This window comes from Candidatus Thiodiazotropha sp. AKAK3 (assembly GCF_058244645.1).
Genome location: NZ_JBSYOQ010000079.1, coordinates 1 through 19,081, shown reverse-complemented (window position 1 = coordinate 19,081; position 19,081 = coordinate 1). Strand labels below are relative to the sequence as shown.

Annotated in this window: 15 protein-coding genes and 1 riboswitch; of the genes, 11 read left to right on the top strand and 4 right to left on the bottom strand. The window is 50.3% G+C overall.

Features of this window, described 5'->3' with window-relative positions:
- The first annotated feature begins 54 nt into the window (after positions 1–54).
- Positions 55–239, top strand: a riboswitch (cobalamin riboswitch).
- A gap of 116 nt (positions 240–355) precedes the next feature.
- From AC4IE7_RS21540 to AC4IE7_RS21500, 9 genes are all read left to right on the top strand, one after another.
- Positions 356–2,314, top strand: coding sequence for a TonB-dependent receptor domain-containing protein (locus AC4IE7_RS21540; protein WP_490778944.1), 1,959 nt, complete (start codon positions 356–358; stop codon positions 2,312–2,314).
- Positions 2,284–3,324: an ABC transporter substrate-binding protein gene (locus tag AC4IE7_RS21535; RefSeq protein WP_490778943.1), complete on the top strand. Its 1,041-nt coding sequence runs from the start codon at positions 2,284–2,286 to the stop codon at positions 3,322–3,324. Before AC4IE7_RS21540 ends, AC4IE7_RS21535 begins: the two co-directional genes overlap by 31 nt.
- A gap of 2 nt (positions 3,325–3,326) precedes the next feature.
- Positions 3,327–4,319 (top strand): FecCD family ABC transporter permease, encoded by a 993-nt coding sequence (locus tag AC4IE7_RS21530; RefSeq protein WP_490778942.1) that lies wholly within the window; start codon positions 3,327–3,329, stop codon positions 4,317–4,319.
- Positions 4,316–5,110, top strand: a complete 795-nt coding sequence (locus tag AC4IE7_RS21525) for an ABC transporter ATP-binding protein (protein ID WP_490778941.1) — start codon at positions 4,316–4,318, stop codon at positions 5,108–5,110. The genes AC4IE7_RS21530 and AC4IE7_RS21525 overlap by 4 nt, the downstream gene beginning before the upstream one ends.
- Positions 5,111–5,569: 459 nt before the next feature.
- Positions 5,570–5,968, top strand: coding sequence for a hypothetical protein (locus AC4IE7_RS21520; RefSeq protein ID WP_490778940.1), 399 nt, complete (start codon positions 5,570–5,572; stop codon positions 5,966–5,968).
- Between the two features lie 141 nt (positions 5,969–6,109).
- On the top strand, positions 6,110–6,601 hold the full coding sequence (locus AC4IE7_RS21515) for a GNAT family N-acetyltransferase (protein ID WP_490778939.1): 492 nt from the start codon (positions 6,110–6,112) through the stop codon (positions 6,599–6,601).
- A 67-nt stretch (positions 6,602–6,668) separates the two neighbouring features.
- Entirely contained in the window at positions 6,669–7,202 is a 534-nt protein-coding gene (locus tag AC4IE7_RS21510; RefSeq protein ID WP_490778938.1) for a GbsR/MarR family transcriptional regulator, read from the top strand.
- Positions 7,203–7,261: 59 nt separating this feature from the next.
- The gene (locus tag AC4IE7_RS21505) at positions 7,262–7,687 is read left to right on the top strand and encodes a thiol-disulfide oxidoreductase DCC family protein (RefSeq protein ID WP_490778937.1); all 426 of its coding nucleotides are present in this window, start codon (positions 7,262–7,264) and stop codon (positions 7,685–7,687) included.
- Positions 7,688–8,163: 476 nt separating this feature from the next.
- On the top strand, positions 8,164–9,009 hold the full coding sequence (locus AC4IE7_RS21500; RefSeq protein WP_490778936.1) for a PA4780 family RIO1-like protein kinase: 846 nt from the start codon (positions 8,164–8,166) through the stop codon (positions 9,007–9,009).
- A gap of 221 nt (positions 9,010–9,230) precedes the next feature.
- Here AC4IE7_RS21500 and AC4IE7_RS21495 read toward each other — a convergent pair whose 3' ends face one another.
- The 4 genes from AC4IE7_RS21495 to AC4IE7_RS21480 form a co-directional block, all read right to left on the bottom strand.
- Positions 9,231–12,446, bottom strand: coding sequence for an efflux RND transporter permease subunit (locus AC4IE7_RS21495; protein WP_490778935.1), 3,216 nt, complete (start codon positions 12,444–12,446; stop codon positions 9,231–9,233).
- 4 nt (positions 12,447–12,450) lie between these two features.
- The gene (locus tag AC4IE7_RS21490; protein ID WP_490778934.1) at positions 12,451–13,488 is read right to left on the bottom strand and encodes an efflux RND transporter periplasmic adaptor subunit; all 1,038 of its coding nucleotides are present in this window, start codon (positions 13,486–13,488) and stop codon (positions 12,451–12,453) included.
- A gap of 186 nt (positions 13,489–13,674) precedes the next feature.
- Complete coding sequence (locus AC4IE7_RS21485; protein WP_490778933.1) at positions 13,675–14,241, bottom strand: hypothetical protein; 567 nt, start codon at positions 14,239–14,241, stop codon at positions 13,675–13,677.
- 254 nt (positions 14,242–14,495) lie between these two features.
- A complete protein-coding gene (locus tag AC4IE7_RS21480; protein WP_490778932.1) occupies positions 14,496–16,259 on the bottom strand; it encodes a sensor histidine kinase in 1,764 nt (587 codons plus the stop codon).
- 532 nt (positions 16,260–16,791) lie between these two features.
- On the opposite strand from AC4IE7_RS21480, the gene ubiD reads away from it, so the two are divergent.
- The gene (gene ubiD, locus AC4IE7_RS21475) at positions 16,792–18,258 is read left to right on the top strand and encodes a 4-hydroxy-3-polyprenylbenzoate decarboxylase (RefSeq protein WP_490778931.1); all 1,467 of its coding nucleotides are present in this window, start codon (positions 16,792–16,794) and stop codon (positions 18,256–18,258) included.
- A gap of 112 nt (positions 18,259–18,370) precedes the next feature.
- Positions 18,371–18,997 carry a nucleotide-binding protein gene (locus tag AC4IE7_RS21470; RefSeq protein WP_490778930.1) on the top strand — a complete coding sequence of 209 codons (627 nt, stop codon included), beginning with the start codon at positions 18,371–18,373 and terminating at the stop codon, positions 18,995–18,997.
- The last annotated feature ends 84 nt before the right edge of the window (positions 18,998–19,081 follow it).

Genomic DNA, 19,081 nt, shown 5'->3' with positions numbered 1-19,081 from the left:
CAACCACCCCTGTACTTTCCCTGCCAGCTAATGGTGCCAGCCCTTATGGGCGGCTCAATCCCCGGCGGTTAAGATCGCCAGGGAGGAAACGGGAAACAGGTTAAAGACCTGTGCTGCCCCCGCAACGGTAAGTAGAGAGAGACATCGCAACAGCCACTGTGCAGAGCATGGGAAGGCGCGGCGTCCGGTGAGACCACCACTCTGCAAGCCCGGATACCGGCCTTGGCAAATCGCGGTGTTGCGGAGGGCGACCAAGCTGAGCATCTCCGTAAATTTGCTCTGACTCTATACCTCTCTCCAGACACCACACCTCAAAGCATTAAGTCGACGCGGGTGTGCGTCTACTGGAGAAATAATGAAGCAGCAGTCAAACCTATTGTGGACGTCACTATTACTGACCACCGTCTACACACAAATCAGCTCGGCAGATACAGCACTCTCACCACTCATGGTCAGTGCATCCCGTAGCGAACAATCGGGACTTCAAATACCCACCAGCATACGGGTCATAACCCGCTCGGAGATCGAACAGAGCCTGGCGCGGAATCTATTACAACTACTCAACGGCCAGAGCGGTATACAAATTAGTAGTTTGTACGGCGACGGCAGTCAGGCAACTGTGGATATGCGTGGTTTTGGGCCAACAGCTGGCGCCAACACCCTGATTCTGGTCGATGGGCGTCGATTAAACAACTCCAGTGATCGGGCCGACCCGGAACTCAGCACAATCGACCTGAAACGTGTTGAGCGCATTGAAATTGTACAAGGCAGTGCCGGTACACTGTTTGGCAACCAGGCGGTTGGTGGCATGATCAACATCATCACCCAGGAACCAGAAGCTTTCTCTGGAACCGTCTCTGTTGGCGGCGGCAGCTATCACCGCAGCAAGCTCTATGCAGCGCTCAGTGACCGTTTCGACAATGGCCTCTCCTATAAATTCTCAGCCAAGCAGAGCAAGAGCGACAACTACCGGGATCAAAACGAAACTGAACATAAGGATCTCAATCTGCGGGCAGACTATCGTCATCGACTTGGCCGTCTCTTCTTCGAGCAGCAGTGGATCGATGATGAACAGGAAAATCCAGGATCACTGTTTGATGACGAGCTAAACGAAGACCGTCGACAATCAGCTGCCCCCTATAACGGAGACTACACCAACACAGAATCCAAAATCAGCCGACTTGGTATGCAGCAGGATTTAAGTCGCCAGTGGTCATTTGAAGGTGAGCTGACCTATCGAAAAAACGAACGGGATTTCAAAAATAGTTTTCGCACATTTCCTGGAGCACTTGCCACACAGGAGAGAGAGGTTAAAAGCTTCAATCCACGCCTGATTGGTATCCTGCCCCTACCAGCGGGAGAGGCGACGCTTACTACCGGTGCCGATTTGGAACGTACCGACTACGCCTTGCACACCAGTTTTGGTCCACAACTACTCGACCAGTCGATCGATGCCCTCTATATACAGCTGGTCGCTCCCATTACAGATACAACCACAGCAACACTTGGCTACCGACACGCCTCTATCGATAACCAGATCGATACCAACACCAGCTCTGATCAGCTTGATGACAGCGTCGGAGCAGGCTCAATAGGTGTCTCCTTCAAACCAGACGATCAACTGCGCCTTTTTCTGCGAGCCGATGAAAACTACCGTTTCGCGACAGTTGATGAACATACCAATGTGGTATTCGGCCAGCCTGTGGGTATAGACAATCAGACCGGTATCTCTTACGAGTCAGGGGTTGAGTGGCAACAAAAAAATATCATGACCCGGTTTCTCCTTTACCGTTTGGAAATCGAACAGGAGATCAGCTATGACGCTTCTGGCTATGTCAATACCAACCTGGATGAGACACGCCGAGTGGGAGCAACCCTCGAGGGGCGCTGGCAGACGACGCCAACACTCAGTTTCAACGGCAGCCTGAGCTATACCGACCCTAAGATCACTGATGGCCCATTCAAAGACAACCTGATCCCTATGGTCGCAAGACGTACCGCAAAAGCGGGAAGTAACTGGCAACTGGCCTCCCAATGGGATGTTTTCGCTGAAGCGCTCTTCAGCAGCAAGCGGGTGGTCAGTGGTGATTTCAACAATAACCTGAAAAAGCTGCCTGGCTATGGCGTGCTCAATAGCGGCGCTAACTTTCGCAGTGGATCCTGGCATGCTAGTTTGCGTGTGGATAACCTGCTGGACAAACAGTATGCCAACGCCGCTGCATCGGGTTACGATACCTCATTCAACCAACGGGTCGGCTATTTCCCAGCTCCGGAGCGCAACTATTGGCTGACCGTGAACTACTTGATCGATTAGTTATGGGGTTTACCGAGCAGAGCATAACTATCCCGACACTCAGCCCTAGCCTCTTTGCTCACGGCAAGGCATCAAAGCGCTGCTGCAGCACGCCTGCTGCAGGTTTTAATAGTGCAGTCCGAAAACAATCACGCGATGGCCTATCATCAAATTTCAAAAGGTTTGGGGCTGCTTTTGGTCTGACTGGTAAGTGCCTCTCGTTTCTGTTTTTGGGGTTGGTCAGCATCCTGGTTGATGCTGCACCACCCAAACGGGTAGTCTCTCTAAACCTCTGTAGCGATCAACTGCTGCTGATGCTGGCTGATGCTGAACAAGTCGCTTCAGTGAGCCACCTCGCCAGGGAAGAGACAAGCTCCTTCGTCGCCAGTCAGGCGACGGAATTTCCTGCCAATCATGCACAGCTGGAAGAGATCATCACTCTACAGCCCGACCTGGTGTTGACTGTCCCCTACACCAACCCAAGACTGATCACAGCCCTGCAACATCTTGGATTCGAGCTCTATCCATTGACGCTCGGTAATCATCTGCATGAGATCACCTCTGAAATCGAACGCCTGGCCAAACGCCTTGGGCAACACCCCAGAGGCAGAGCATTGGTAGATGAGATGCTCAAACGCATAGCAAGTGAAGACGAACACTCCGAACTTAACCGGCCCAGCGCCCTCTTCTATCAGCCAAGAGGTTATACCAGCGGCGCCAATACACTTCAGAATGAAGCGCTGGAGCTCGCTGGCTGGCGAAATACAGCTGCTGAAAATGGCCTGCAGGGATATGCCCAGATCTCCCTGGAAAAGGTTATTCTCTCTCAACCAGATATTCTCATCACATCAGCCTATGGAAAATTGAGCAACTCATTGGCCGAACAAATTCTTAACCATCCAGCGCTTTTTCGACTTATGAAGGATCAACCCAGACTGGAGATTCCATACAAGTACTGGATCTGCCCCGGCCCCATGCTGGCAGAAGCTGTCAGCCTGTTACGCGAAGCAAAAAAGAGGTCTGCTGAATAATCATGATCTCCCAAAAGCAACTCAACCTCTCCCTCGCTCTTTTAGTTGCCGGAGCTATGCTGGTCTCACTCCTCACGGGCAGCCAAACCATTCCACTCTATCAGGCCATAGAGGAGAGCTTCACAGGGTTAAACGGAGTCTACGGCATTATCCTCACGGAACTACGTATCCCCAGAACTCTGGTCGCGATACTTGCCGGCGCATCCCTCGGGCTCAGTGGCGCAGTGATGCAGTCACTCTTGCGTAACCCACTTGCCAGCCCAGGGCTGGTTGGCAGTGCCAGCGGTGCCGCATTGGGCGCTGTCGCCACCCTATACTTTGGCCTGGCAAGCCTATCCAGTCTCGCCCTGCCAATGGGCGGTATCACAGGCGCTCTACTCGCCACATTAACCGCCTATCTGCTGGCTGGCAGGGATGCCAGTCCATTAACCCTGATACTTGCCGGTGTCGCAGTGAATGCCTTTGCACTGGCACTGGTCTCACTGTTACTTAACCTGGCCCCAAGCCCATATGCTGTTCAGGAGATCGCATTGTGGATGCTCGGCTCTCTGGCCAATATCAGTCGAAATGAGTTGTTGATTCTGCTGCCAGGCACACTGGCTGGATGGCTGCTGATGTGGCGTCAGGGTCACCACCTCGATCTGCTTACCCTGGGTGAAGAGACCGCAACCTCAATGGGTGTGCAACTTATCAAGCTGAGATGGCGACTCTTTCTCGCCATCGCTCTGGCTGTAGGTTCAGCCATATCTGTTACCGGTTCCATTGGATTTATTGGGCTTGTGATTCCCCACTTAATTCGTCCGCTCGTAGGCTATCAACCGAGCAGATTACTCATACCCAGCGCCCTGGGCGGAGCCCTGTTACTGTTGATGGCAGATATTGGTGTCAGATTGATACCTTTGGCAACAGAGATAAAAGTCGGAGTCATCACATCCTTGCTCGGTGCACCCTTTTTCCTATGGCTGATATTGAATCAGAGAAGGAGAGAGGCATGAGTCATCTGATAGGCAAGGGACTCTGCTTCAAAAAGAGCGGACAAACCATTCTTAAGCAGATCGACGTCCATATAGATCAGGGTGAAATACTTGGCCTCATCGGCCCCAATGGTGCGGGTAAAAGCACCCTTCTAAGGCTACTTGCCGGTGTAGCAGAACCAGATCAGGGACACCTGACCTTAGCAGGCAAGCCAGTCCTCGCCTTTACACCGAAACAACGCGCACAACGCATCGCCTATCTACCCCAGCTGAGCGAGATCGCATGGCCTATGAGTGTGGAACGGCTTGTTGCACTGGGTCGCCTGCCCCATCTCGAGCACTGGCAACAACCAACCACAGAGGATATGGTGCTGATCGAAAATGTAATGCGCCAAACTGATCTGATACCGTTTCGCCATCGTGCCTACAACACCCTCTCCGGAGGGGAACAAGCAAGAGTACAACTGGCTAGAGCACTGGTTACTGAAGCAGACATCCTGCTGGCAGATGAGCCTGTATCTGCACTTGATCCTGCTCACCAACTTGATGTCATGACCCTGCTCTCTGCCTACTGCAAAACAGGTCACGCCGTTATTATTGTCTTACATGACCTGGCACTTGCGGCTCACTTCTGCACAAGATTACAGCTGCTTCATCAGGGCGCCACTCTAGCAGAAGGCAGCGTTGAGACAGTGCTCTCCGATCAGCATCTGGAAACTACCTATGCCATTGCAATCAACTCATCTGACAAGCAGATGCAACACCCCTTCTCTTTACCCTGGCGACGCATAGAGAGAGATCAATTAACTTAAAATAATCCAGGACCTGCTTCAGCTTATTTCGCACGCATTTAGAATATCAACTTGCAGCTGAAGCTCGCATAATGAGCACGTAGCCTGGATGAAGTGCAACGGAATCCGGGAAGATTAACGCACTGCTCACCAGGATTACGTTGCACTTCATCCAGACTACCTTGCTACTGTATGATGTTTTTCTGATCAGCATGTCCATAACAGCTACCCATTTATAACCTGCACATCAGTCACCACACAATTCATAACAAAGAGACATCACTCCACGATCACCACAAGGAGCATCCCAGGCGTAGTTAGATCAATTATGAGTGTGACATCCTGATTAGTGCTATTATCGAGTTGGTGATTCAGCACCTCTATAATGTATTATATCTTTTCCACAGAAACACATGGATAGTGTGAAAGCTGTTTATAGATACCGTTTTTAATGGATGCAATTACAAGGAAGTAAATCTCATGAGAAAAGATCTATCTTTTTTATTACCCATTCTTCTACTTGCCTGTTTCACCATCTCAACCCAGATCCATGGTCGGAACTGCATAAAGGGCAAACCCTGCGGTAATGGATGCATAGCAAAAAGCAAATCCTGCCGTATCGACGGAGTAACAACAACTACACCGACAACTGATCATTCATCTTCAGTTATTCGCAGATCTTATATAAAGTTACCCAAGGTTTATCTGGTTACAGCTAAATCAGTCTATGCGGTTACTGCACCACAATCTAAAACAGTCACCGCTCACTACAGAAAGGGCCAGAAGGTATTTGTTTATAAAACCGAAAATGGCTGGGCACGTATCTCTAACATGCAACCCGAAGAGTGGTTGGAATTAAAAAACTTACGCTCTAAGTAGGTAGTGTTTCCTAACCAGATGCTACTATCAGCCACTAAAAGTGAATATACCAGTGAGCAAAGTTAACGTAACAACACTCTAAAATTATTTACTTAATACCTGCCATGACATCCAACAATCGACAAAATACGGACTAATGTCATGAACGATCACTACTATTTCCTCAACGCAGATCCAGAACACTATAGGGCGATTCTCTCGCTATTTCAGTCAGCTGATGAACTTTTTTTAATCTATCCATCAGCAACATGGCCCTTTGACTTGACACAATTAGAAAAGCTGGCTCAACAACGCACAGACCTGACCGTTGTAGTGGATGATGATCAGGTAATCGGTTTTGCCAACCTCTATCGAAACCTCTCCGCAGATAAGATCTTCGTCGGCAATGTAGTCATTTCCCAGAGTTATCGTGGTAAAGGTGTTGGCAGGCAACTGGTCTGCCATATGTGCGACCTGGTCTTTGATAATTATGCCAGCGAGGTGCATATCACTGTCTTCAACCCAAACACTCCGGCACTGGTTCTCTACCGATCACTTGGTTTCAAACCCTATGATATGGAGGTGCGTCATACACCAAATGGTCAACCCATTATGGCGATACATATGCAACTCAATCGAAGAAGCTGGCGCTAAATAAACCGTCTCCCATCCCGATATTTCTCTCTAGACAGAAATTTCTGAATCTCCTATACTTAGTTTCATGGAACTCTCACCCGTCACACAACAATTTGTACTTCACTGGGGCGAAATGGGCACCCGCTGGGGTGTTAACCGTACGGTCGCGCAGATCCACGCACTACTCTACATGTCTGAGAATGCACTCACTGCTGATGAGATTACCGAGACACTCGGCGTCGCCCGCTCTAATGTCAGTAACAGCATTAAAGAGTTAATCTCCTGGCGGCTGGTAAAAGTTGCCCATGTGATGGGTGATCGACGGGATCACTTCGAAACATCGAAAGATGTTTGGGAGTTATTCAAACTTATCGTTGCCGGACGAAAACAGAGAGAGATTGATCCTACCCTACAGATATTTGAAGAGTTATTAGCCAGCCCCGATTTTAAAAAAGAGTCACGTGAAACCCGTCAAAGGATTGAAGAGACACAGCAGTTCATTGAAATCCTCACCCAGTGGTCTGATGAGATGCTACGCCTGGAACCTGAGACTTTGATGAAAGTCCTTAAGCTTGGCGCAAAGATCAGCAACCTGATAAGACGCGAGGCAAAAGGCTAGTATTTTTTTCCTATTTTATTTCATTAATTACAGAAATTACTGCATATACGGAGATAATAATGGATAGCAAAATATACCCTCTTGAGTTTCTATACGATGGAAATTGCCCCATATGCAGTGCCGATGTGGCAAGACTTCGCAAGGCCGATCACCATCACAGACTTATATTCATTGATATCACTGAAGCAGGTTTTAACCCACGAGACTATGGCCGCAGCCTGGAAAGCCTGCTGGCCAGAATTCATGCTCGACGAGCGGATGGTTTAATTATTGAAGGACCTGAGGTTTTCAGGCTCTCATTGACAGCTGTGGGCCTGGGCTGGCTGGTTGCACCAAGTAGGTGGCCTCTCTTGAACTACGCAACTGAAGCCAGCTATAGCTGGTTTGCTCGCAATAGAACAACCCTTGCACGCCATTTTAACAAACTCTCCAAGACATCAACTAAATGCGATTTGAGATGTAATCCGGAAAGAGAGAAATATTAAAATGAGCGATAAAAGCGCACCTGAGTTGGCCATGAAACAACAACATCTCTCACCACTGTCTCTGATGCGTTCCCTTAAAACTCTGACAACAAAGCCCGGTATAGATTAACTCTTCTGTCTATTATTATTTGCTGTGAGAAACTATTTCGGCAGGCAATTGCAGGTTCAATTGAAAGAAACATAGAGCAAGACATGGATGACCAAATCGTATATCCCTGACTCCTACGACTAGTTCAGGCTATTCGATGAAATTCCGATATTCAACGACCTTTTCAAACCTGCACTGAGATCCGATGGATTACCCTATCGAGACTATTTTCACGCGATTACACCGAAGAAAGGAGTACGCTTTAGGTTCACATTCAGCATTATTTGGCGGGAGTCTAGTTGAATATTACCTATCCCTGTATATCTCTAGCCTGGGGTAGCTTGAACTTATTTCTGCAAGCTGGCAGCAGATAAGGTATAAGGCTGCTATGAAAATACCGAAACGAATCCTTCCACTAGTTGATGATGGCCTGGTAGATGAAGTGATCCGCCCATTGATGAGCGGAAAAGAGGCTGACGTCTATGTGGTGCGCTGTGGTGACGAAATCCGCTGCGCCAAGGTCTATAAGGAAGCAGAAAAACGCAGCTTCAAACAGGCCGTGCTCTATCAGGAGGGCCGTAAGGTGCGCACCAGCCGCCGCGCCCGAGCGATGGAGAAGCACTCCAAATTCGGCCGCAATGAGCAGGAGCGGGCCTGGCAGAACACCGAAGTAAATGCACTCTACCGCCTATCCGAGGCCGGCGTGCGGGTTCCTCAGCCCTATGGCTGCATTGACGGAGTCCTACTCATGGAGTTGATCACCGATGGCGATGACCAGGTAGCGCCACGCCTGAATGATGTATCGATGTCTGCCGAACAGGCACTCGAAGATCACGCCGTTATGATGCGATACGTCACGCGCATGCTCGCTGCCGGTTTGGTACACGGCGATCTGTCAGAATTCAATGTACTTGTGGATGACCAAGGCCCGGTTATTATCGACCTGCCCCAGGTGGTTGATGCGGCGGCCAATAATAATGCTGCTCGCTTCCTTAAACGTGATGTAAGCAAAATAACCGAATACTACGGCTTATATGCCCCGGAATTGCTCAATACATGTTACGGAGGTGAAATCTGGGCGCTCTATGAAGCCGGAGATTTACACCCAGAGGCCGAACTTAGCGGCCAGTTCAAAGAGAGTACACAGGCCGCCGATGTGAATACTGTATTACAGGAGATCGAGGCGGCATTTGTAGAAGAGCAGCAGCGACAAGAACGCCTGCGAGAAGCGTAACCACTAAGCTCTATAACCTCACTAGACTTCCGGCGCTGATCAGCTCATACGTTACTGGCGCTGGATGATTATCAATAGCCAATTGTGATCAAGGTTATCGAGGGGATGACTGTAGTCTGACTACTGTGTGGTGGCTTTTGGGTTTGTTGGTTGTGTGTCAGCGAAGAGGGCTTGCCCTTGTCTGGCCGGAGATAAGGTGCGGCAGGGCCGCACCCTACGCATTAGGTGCTTGTCTTGATGAACTCGACTCGGTTGCGCATTGCTGCGTAGTAGACCACGGGGATTACTACCAGGGTCAGTACAGTGGAGACGAAGAGGCCGAAGATCAGCGAGACTGCGAGGCCACTGAAGATCGGATCATCGAGGATGAAGAACCCGCCAGCCATCGCGGCTACGGCTGTTAAGGCAATGGGCTTGGCGCGCACTGCGGCGGAGTTGATTACCGCCTTTTCGAGTTCCATGCCTTCACGGACCTGTTGGTTGACGAAATCCACCAACAAGATGGAGTTGCGCACGATGATCCCCGCCAGGGCGATCATGCCGATCATGGAGGTGGCAGTGAACTGGGCGCCCAACAGGGCGTGACCAGGCATGATACCGATCACGGTCAGCGGTATGGGGGCCATGATCACCAAGGGCACCAGATAGGAACGGAACTGCGCCACAACCAACAGGTAGATCATCAGCAACCCAACCGAGTAGGCAATACCCATATCACGGAAAGTCTCATAGGTGATCTGCCACTCACCATCCCATTTCAAACTATAGGCATAGGGGTTCTCCGGCTGTTGCAGGAACCACTGCTCAAGCCCACCCTCTTCGAGCTGTCCTGAGATGTCGAACATGCCGTATAGCGGACTGTCGGTCTCCCCTGCCATGTCACCGGTAACATAAACCACGGGTAACAGATCTTTATGCTGGATGGAGAATTCCCGCACTCTGGGTATGACCTGCACAATCTCGGCAAGTGGCACTAAGGTACCGCTTTGAGAACGCACCTTCAGTGACAGCACCTGATCAAGATCGGCCTTGTCTGCTTCAGAGTATTCGATGCGAATTGGTACCGCATACTTGAGCTTCTCTCCATGAAGATAGCTGGCATCTTCACCAGCCAATACCGTTGACAAAGCCTCCGCGATTATACTCTGCGCAACCCCAAGTCTGGCCGCCTTGGCCCGGTCGACCTGGATGACAAACTTGGCTGAGGGGTACTCCACACTATCATCCACATCGATGATATCAGGGGTATTTTTGAATACCTGGCGTATCTCCCAAGCAGCTTCGGTTTGCCCTTCATAGTCAAGACCATAAACTTCTGCCACCAAGGGGGACATCACTGGCGGGCCGGGAGGCACCTCTACTACTTTGACATTACCTTTGTACTCTTTGGCTATCTTTTGCAATGGTGCACGTACAGCCAGAGCGATCTCGTGACTCTTGCGATCTCTAAGGTGCTTGTCTACCAGATTGACCTGAATGTCTCCAAGGTTAGCCCCTTCCCGTAAATAGTACTGGCGTACCAATCCATTGAAGCCGATTGGCGATGCTGATCCCGAGTAGACCTGGTAGTCGGTCACCTCAGGCACTTTTCCGAGATAGTCTCCCAACTCATCCAGCACCCTTGTGGTCTGCTCCAGACTTGTCCCTTCCGGCATATCGACTAACACCTGAAACTCTGACTTGTTATCAAAAGGCAGCATCTTCAGTACCACTGCCTTTGTGCCCACCAGAGAGAGTGAAGCCGCGATCAATATCAGGATAGAACCCAACAGCACCCAGCGCATCAGGTTACCCCGGCTACCCAACAAAAAGGGTGACATCACTTTTGTGAAAAATCTGTTCAGACCGGTTGGTCCCTCTTGGCTGGCATGAGCGGCTATATGTTCCACCTGATTTGCCAGAACCCGATTGGTAAGCCAGGGGGTAAAGACAAACGCAACCACCAGCGAGATCAACATGCCGGTACTGGCGTTGATCGGAATAGGACTCATATAGGGCCCCATTAAACCGGTTACAAAGGCCATCGGCAGCAGTGCTGCAATGACCGTGAAGGTTGCAAGAATCGTAGGCCCTCCGACCTCGTCCACGGCTTTGGGTATGGCTTGCAGCAGATTCTTTGCACCCAACTGCAGATGGCGGTGTATGTTCTCCACCACCACAATCGCATCATCCACCAAAATACCGATGGAAAAGATCAGCGCAAACAGGGATACCCGATTCAGGGTAAATCCCCAGGCCCAGGAGGCAAACAACGTTATTGCCAGAGTAACCACCACTGCGGCGCCCACAATAAAGGCCTCACGCCAGCCAATGGTCAACATAACCAGAACCACCACAGACAGGGTGGCGAAGGCCAGCTTGGTGATCAGTTTGTTTGCTTTTGCTTCTGCTGTTTCACCATAGTTACGAGTGATGGTGGCGTGAACACCTTCCGGTATAAAGACCCCTTTCAGTTGCTCGAACCGCTGAATCACCGACTTGGAGATATCCACTGCGTTGGTGCCCGGCTTTTTCGCTATCGCAACGGTCACTGCGGGAAATTTTCCAGCTGCAGGAAGTGACTTGACCTCACCTTCTGGGCCCACCCCCATCCAGACATACTGGTTAGGTACATCGGGCTTGTGGGTTACCTTGGCCACATCACTCAGATAGACCGCTTTTCCATCGTGAACACCGACCACCAGACCGCCAATCTCGTCAGCAGAGGTTAAGAAGGTGCCTGCCTGAACCAGCATTTCGCGATTCTCAGCGGTCACGGTGATATTGTCTCTGATGTGGTTCCCGGCCTGTAGCGCAGTGCGCAGATCACTCAGATCGATACCATGTCCTGCCAGTGCTTGAGGATCAAGCAAAACGTGTACTACTCTGTCCGGCGTACCAATGGTGTAGATATCGCGGGTTCCAGGCACTCGTTTAAGTTCAGACTCTATGGCGTGAGCCACCTGCCCTAACTCATAGGCGCCTACGTCCGGGTTCTCCGACCAGAGGGTTGCGGTGACAATCGGTACATCATCGATACCCTTGGGCTTGATGATCGGCTGCCCGACCCCCAACCCCTGGGGCAGCCAGTCCTGGTTCGCATAGACTTTGCTGAACAGACGCACGATCGCATCTTCCCGATCCTCTCCAACCAGGAACTGTACGGTAAGCACCGCTAAACCAGGCCGGGAGGTCGAGTAAACATGCTTGATACCATCGATCTCAGACAACACCTGCTCAGCTGGAGAGGCGACCAGGTTTTCAATCTCGGTTGCAGTTGCGCCTGGGAAGGGTATGAAGATATTGGCAAAGGTGACATTGATCTGTGGCTCTTCCTCCCTGGGGGTTACCAATACGGCAAACACACCAAGCAAGAGACCGACCAAAGCCAGCAGGGGGGTGATTTCAGTGACCAGAAACTGTTTTGCCACTGCACCTGAGATACCCAGCCTACTCATTGTTTCACTCCGCCTGCTGTTGTTTCAGGGTGGTGGCCGCGGCCACCGGATCCAGAATCACTTGCTCTCCAGCTGAGAGACCGGCAATCACCGTCATTGTATCTTCCGCACTTGGGTGACCCGTGCGTATATGGCGGAAACGCACCTGATCATTCTCATCCAGAACATAGACAGCGGTCACTTCAGAGCGATAGACAACCGCTTTTATTGGCACTACAAGCTCCCGCTTGATCCCGGTTAAGAAGGCGGTTTTAACAAACATTCCTGGAAACAGATCCTCAACCCCTTCCGGCAGATCGACCCGTACCTGAAAAGTGCCGCTACGCTGATCGGCGAACGGAAAAATAGTCAGCTTCTTACCTTCAATAGATTTTCCAGTTGAGAGTAATACCCGCGCTTTACCCTGCTTACGGATAATCGGAACCAGGCTTTGGGGCAGATCCACTGTCACTCTGAGCTGATCCAGGGAGGTACCACTCATCAGCTTCTGACCGGGGGATGCGATCTCCCCAACTTCAACATGTCGATGGGTTACGATGCCGCTGTAAGGCGCCCTGACCAGAGCATATTCAAACTGCTCCTTGGCTTGAGCCAAGCGAGCATCAGCTGCCTCTTTTCGCGCTCGGGATGATTTCAGTGCTGCGGTGGCCTTGTCCAGTTGGGATTGGGAGGTCAGCTTGCGGCTGAAGAGATCTTTAGAGCGTTTGAAATCGTCTTTAGCCTCTTGCAGACGGGCTGCTGCTTCTTTCAGGTCAGCGCGGGCCTGATTCAAACCTGCCCGCTGTTCGGTGTCTTTCAGCTTCACCACCACCTGACCCTTTTCGACAAAATCATCCACATCGAAGAGGATCTCCTGCACCTGACCCTGGGTTTGAGAGGAGAGTGTTGTCTGGTTTATCGCTTCAACCACACCATCGAGCCAGAACTCTCTGGCGGTCTCCCGCTTGATAATTTCAGCAGTCTCAAATGCTGCTGTGTCAGACATTGATACGCCGGGCAGCAACACCAAGCAGAAGAATAAAGTAACCAGCGAACGCCTCATGGAAGGACTCCGATAAGTATATTAGATTTCTCTTATATTACTGTCTCAGCGAGATATTTCAACCACATAGCGAGAATTAAAATGGAACTTGATGCCTCTAAGACGCTTTGAAGAGCCAATTTCAATGCCATAACCGGCCAGATTCAAGGATCATTCACACCTTGCCAAAAAGCGCTATCCTCAAGACTACCAAGGGGTAAATGAGTTCATTCGCTCCATCGGCCGCCCCATCTGATTGATATCACGACTCATGACTCCGGTATTCACTGTCATTGTGCGCATTGCCTGATTCATATCGGCAACATTGGTGGTCATCTGACCAACATTCTTGCTCATACTACCCACATCCACAGTCAATGCCCCAATATTGCCATCCATAGTGGCAATGTGCTGTTCCATGCTATCGACCCGCTGTACCAACACAGTAATCTGCTCTGTCATGATCGAGATATTTTGAGAGAGCTGCGCCATGTGAGATGACATGGCTTGCAGATTATCCTCCATGCGGGGATCCACCTGCTCGGTCAATTTGTGCATATCGGTGGTGACGTTATAGATGAGATAAAAACCCGACAGCCCAAGGACACCGACAACCACCAGCATGGGATAGATCATCCGCTCCCAGCGTGACATGCTCTTGTCAAAGGATTTAAAAAAATTAGTCAGCGTGATTTCAAGCTTGACCATCGCCTTCTGTTCAGGCGACAGATTCTTATATTCAGGAGAGAAGGTGCGGGGATCTTTTTCGAACATATAATTCTTCTATTATCCTACCTGGGCCAACTGTTTGTATTATTAGAGTTTTACCTGAACCCAGAGTTGCACTGGTTAGGTTGTATTTCTAACATTATAGGCGCTGCATGGACTATTGGCTCTCTCTTTGAGCCCCACAAAGTTTTTTTAGATATAAAACATGATCATGGCGACATGATCACTAGTGACGGAGGTTCCACTCCAGCTGTCAGCAGAGTGCAGCCGAATTCAACCTCATGAATAAACCAGCCCAGTTAGATTGGAAGCAGTGGCAAGCGAAGCTTAAAAGTCGTCCCCTCACCTGGAGTCGTACTCACATCAATCCTTCCGCCATGCTCCTCCACAATGACTTGATATACAAACGTCAATCCCTGACCTATACCTTTACCCACCTCCCTCGTGGTGAAAAATGGATCGAAGATCTTCGACTTTATCTCCTCTGGAATACCTGTCCCCGTATCACTGATCTCGATAACGACCCAATCCCCGTCCAAGCATGATCTGATCGAGATTTTACCTTTTTCTGTCAGCCTCTCTTGTGCCGCATAGTCTGAATTTGCAGAGGCGGCATTAACAACAATATTCAGAAGCGACTGATTCAAATCACTTTGTACACAACATATCATCGGTAGATCAGGGTCAAGATCCATCTCTACTTCAGAATGATATTTCCACTCATTAACCGTCAGATTCACACTGCTGATGATTGCGGTATTGATATCGGTTTCGACCTTTTCCTGGGTACCCGACCGAGCAAACACCTTCATCGCAGAGACAATGGTAGAGACTCTCTCCACCCCTTCAAGTGACTGCGTTACCGCTCTTGGGATCTCTTCGAAAAGATAGTCAAAATCTGCCTCTTCTACCCGTCTACTCACCTCAGATATGAGAGGCTCACTCAACTCACCCTTCTGCGCAGCAACAAGCAGTTTTTCCAGTGACTTTATAGCACTTTGCATATCAATAAAGGCATCACTGAAAAATCGAGTGTTCTGCCCGACATACTGAATGGGGGTGTTGATCTCATGTGCAATCCCTGAAGAGAGCTGGCCGACAGCCGCCATCTTTTCTGATTGAACCAACTGCAGACGAGTCTGATTAAGGTCATCTATCAACTGCTGCTGGTTCTGATTCACCTCTTCCAGCCGCCGTGACCAGCCTAGTCTCTCAGTGATGTCATTGAACAGAATGGTATAACCATTGAACTTATGACTGACATCCAACATCCGCTCAATCTGGACGTCATAGCTCTTTTCTCCCTCGGGCGTCTGATAGATCTTCTCTATATCCAGGCGGTTGAGGCCGTCGGCTATCATCTGCGCCAACTCCTGCTGCAGAGCCGGTGGCGCCAAATCGTGTCGCTGCTCAGAGTAGTAGCGGCTGCCTGGTGTTGTAGTGCCAAGCAACAAGCGTCCTGCAGCATCGTTGTAGTTATCAACAATGCCACGCTCATCGCACAATATCACTGGCGACGAGAGGCTCTCGAATAGAGTCAGGTACTTGTTTTTTTCATTTGTCAGATGGAGATTGCTGTCACTCAGCACCTTGATCTGTGCCTCCCCATCAGAACTCACCCACTCGCCACAGTAAGCAAGCTCGGTTCGGTCGTAAAAGCGTCTCACAAACAGCTTGACCACCTCAGGATGTTTAAAGCCCGAGGATTCATCCAAGAGGTCTAAATAGGCTTGGCGATAGTATTTCATCAAGCCTAAAAACATGGTCAGATTGACGCCCCTTGCACGATGACGCCGGGCTTCCATAGCACCAAACTGAGCGCCGGGGTCTGAAGAAAAGTCCTCATCCGGTCCCAGATCTGGAATCAAATCAGAAAGCACCAGGGCCTTGATGATGGATTGACTCAATCCATCAATCGAGAGCCGCCAGGCCTCTTTCAGAGTTGATGTATAGCGGGTGTACTTCTGCTGTTCAGCGTAATTGAGTATTAACTCAATCAATCTGTCTTCGCTGGAAGACAGCAGCTTCTCTAGTAGTGCCTTGTCATGCCTCTCGACTTGCATCTACAACATATCCATATTCAGTGCTTAAATAATTCACTCATAACCGATCTGGGGATAAATTGATCGATTGATAACGCGATCTAGTCGCTATTGCACAGATCAGCAGTCTAAAAAATGGTGCTTTTTTTGCCACAGGATCTCTACCACGATCATTTACAAACTCACCTACTTTAGCGGTGGCAAACTGGACGACTTGAATTGAATGTTTAATCTATGGGGGGGATTTGCGATCCAGCTTTGGATCGCAAATCATCTGCAGAGTGTGTAAGCCTGCTCGAAATCGATAATCTTCTATCTGTCCTCAGAGCTATCTGACGCCTTTTCCTCAGCTGAGTCATATCTAATCAGTTGAAACCTGCTTTTGCTTGACCTCCTTCCTACCTCTGGTAATGTCTCACTGATAAATTAATGACTTATAGTTCCTCGTCATAATTGCTGCACCTTTATAGAGCCATGCTCAAGCAGACCATGACGCCTTGCCTGCTGGCAAAACTGGTTTTGAACAGAATTTAAGACGAGGCTCACGAGTGCCATGAAGTACAAAGACTTACGTGATTTCATCAAACAGCTTGAATCCCGGGGGGAGCTGAAGCGGATCCAGACAGAAGTGGACCCGAAACTGGAGATCACTGAAATCTGTGACCGCACCCTCCGTCGTTCTGGCCCCGCACTACTGTTTGAGAAGGTCAAAGGCTCTCCCTACCCGTTATTAGGCAATCTCTTTGGCACCCCTGAGCGGGTAGCCATGGGGATGGGTGAGGAGGATGTAGAATCTCTGCGAGAGGTAGGGCGCCTTCTGGCCTTCCTTAAAGAGCCTGATCCGCCAAAGGGCATGAAGGATGCCTGGGAAAAGCTACCTGTATTTCGCAAGGTGCTCGACATGGCACCAAAAGAGCTTCGAAACGCCGCCTGCCAGGCGGTCTCCCAAGAGGGAGATGCGGTTGATTTAACCCAACTGCCGATTCAGACCTGCTGGCCGGAAGATGCTGCGCCATTGATCACCTGGGGCCTGGTCATTACCCGAGGGCCAAATAAGAGTCGCCAGAATCTCGGTATCTATCGCATGCAGTTACTCGGCCCCGACCGGCTGATCATGCGCTGGCTGGCCCATCGGGGTGGCGCCCTCGACTATCGCGAGTGGCTGGAAACCCATCCAGATGAGCCCTTCCCGATCAGTGTCGCCCTGGGTGCAGACCCGGCCACTATCCTTGCTGCTGTCACCCCAGTACCTGACACCCTCTCTGAGTATGCCTTTGCCGGACTGCTTCGCGGCAGCCGTACAGAAGTGGTGAAATCGATCGGCTCAGATCTACAAGTGCCAGCCTCTGCAGAGTTTGTTCTGGAGGGCCATATCCATCCTGGTGAGACTGCCGAGGAGGGGCCCTACGGTGATCACACCGGTTACTACAACGAAGTGGAGAGCTTCCCAGTATTCAAGGTAGAGAGAATAACCCGTCGGGAAGACCCCATCTACCATAGCACCTACACCGGTCGCCCGCCGGATGAGCCGGCAGTGCTGGGCGTTGCGTTGAATGAGGTCTTTGTGCCGATACTGCAGAAGCAGTTTCCAGAGATCGTCGACTTCTATCTGCCCCCGGAAGGCTGCTCTTACCGACTCGCCATCGTCAGTATGAAAAAACAGTATCCCGGTCATGCCAAGCGGGTGATGATGGGGGTATGGTCATTTCTACGTCAATTCATGTACACCAAATTTGTCATAGTGGTTGATGATGATGTCAACACACGGGATTGGCAGGATGTAATCTGGGCTATGACCACACGAATGGATCCAGCCAGAGATACCACAATGATTGAGAACACACCGATCGACTATCTCGATTTTGCCTCGCCAGTTTCCGGACTGGGATCTAAAATCGGTTTCGATGCGACCAATAAACTACCTGGCGAGACCAGTAGGGAGTGGGGAAAACCGATCACCATGAGCAGCTCAATCAAAAAACGTATCGATGAGATTTGGGATCAGCTGGGGATCGACTAAACTAAGGCCTATCGTATTAGTTTTAAACTTGTATTAATTTAGCACCATAGCACTCAGGAGAACCGGGGTTACCCCCGTTGAAAAACAACACCAAGAGGACAGGAAAACAATAATGCGCACAATCATGTTGATGAACGCCAAAGGAGGGTGTGGCAAAACCACCATTGCCACCAATCTTGCCACCTGGTACGCCGACGAAGGCAAGCAAGTCGCCCTGGCCGATTTTGACCCGCAAAAGTCCACCCTCGACTGGCTTGAAGCAAGAGGCGATTACGAAGGCATCCCTGATATTCAAGCCATTGACGCATTAGCGGGACCGATCAATCCAGCAAAGGGCACCGATCTGCTGATCATGGACGCACCAGCCGGTGTGCATGGCAAGGAGATCAACAAAATGTTGATGAAGGTCGACACATTGGTACTGCCAGTCCTGCCATCACCTATCGATATGCGCGCCTGCAACCGATTCCTGACCGAGTTACTGGAGAGCGGGCGAGTTTCAAAACATCAGACCAGGATCGGTATTGTCGCCAACAGGGCGAAAGAGAATACCCGCATCTACCATGACCTGGAGAACTATCTTGGTCATTTGAAAATCCCCTTCATCACCCATCTGCGTGAAAGTCAGAACTACATAAGATCTGCCGAAAAGGGTTTGGCTCTGTTTGAGCTGGCACCCAGTCAGGTCTATAAGGATGTCATCTTGTGGGATCCACTGTTCAAGTGGCTTAAGGTTTAACTCGCTTTGACAACTCGGTGGGGCATGGCCCCACCCCAACACTCCGGATAGGCGGAGGGGGGGGGCATGCCCCACCAAAAACTT

Excerpts from the sequence above, each read along its gene's own strand:
- AC4IE7_RS21540 (WP_490778944.1), top strand. The coding sequence starts at position 356 with ATGAAGCAGCAGTCAAACCTATTGTGGACGTCACTATTACTGACCACC.
- AC4IE7_RS21530 (WP_490778942.1), top strand. The coding sequence starts at position 3,327 with ATGATCTCCCAAAAGCAACTCAACCTCTCCCTCGCTCTTTTAGTTGCC.
- AC4IE7_RS21525 (WP_490778941.1), top strand. The coding sequence starts at position 4,316 with ATGAGTCATCTGATAGGCAAGGGACTCTGCTTCAAAAAGAGCGGACAA.
- AC4IE7_RS21520 (WP_490778940.1), top strand. The coding sequence starts at position 5,570 with ATGAGAAAAGATCTATCTTTTTTATTACCCATTCTTCTACTTGCCTGT.
- AC4IE7_RS21515 (WP_490778939.1), top strand. The coding sequence starts at position 6,110 with ATGAACGATCACTACTATTTCCTCAACGCAGATCCAGAACACTATAGG.
- AC4IE7_RS21510 (WP_490778938.1), top strand. The coding sequence starts at position 6,669 with ATGGAACTCTCACCCGTCACACAACAATTTGTACTTCACTGGGGCGAA.
- AC4IE7_RS21505 (WP_490778937.1), top strand. The coding sequence starts at position 7,262 with ATGGATAGCAAAATATACCCTCTTGAGTTTCTATACGATGGAAATTGC.
- AC4IE7_RS21500 (WP_490778936.1), top strand. The coding sequence starts at position 8,164 with ATGAAAATACCGAAACGAATCCTTCCACTAGTTGATGATGGCCTGGTA.
- AC4IE7_RS21495 (WP_490778935.1), bottom strand. The coding sequence starts at position 12,446 with ATGAGTAGGCTGGGTATCTCAGGTGCAGTGGCAAAACAGTTTCTGGTC.
- AC4IE7_RS21490 (WP_490778934.1), bottom strand. The coding sequence starts at position 13,488 with ATGAGGCGTTCGCTGGTTACTTTATTCTTCTGCTTGGTGTTGCTGCCC.
- AC4IE7_RS21485 (WP_490778933.1), bottom strand. The coding sequence starts at position 14,241 with ATGTTCGAAAAAGATCCCCGCACCTTCTCTCCTGAATATAAGAATCTG.
- AC4IE7_RS21480 (WP_490778932.1), bottom strand. The coding sequence starts at position 16,259 with ATGCAAGTCGAGAGGCATGACAAGGCACTACTAGAGAAGCTGCTGTCT.
- ubiD (WP_490778931.1), top strand. The coding sequence starts at position 16,792 with ATGAAGTACAAAGACTTACGTGATTTCATCAAACAGCTTGAATCCCGG.
- AC4IE7_RS21470 (WP_490778930.1), top strand. The coding sequence starts at position 18,371 with ATGCGCACAATCATGTTGATGAACGCCAAAGGAGGGTGTGGCAAAACC.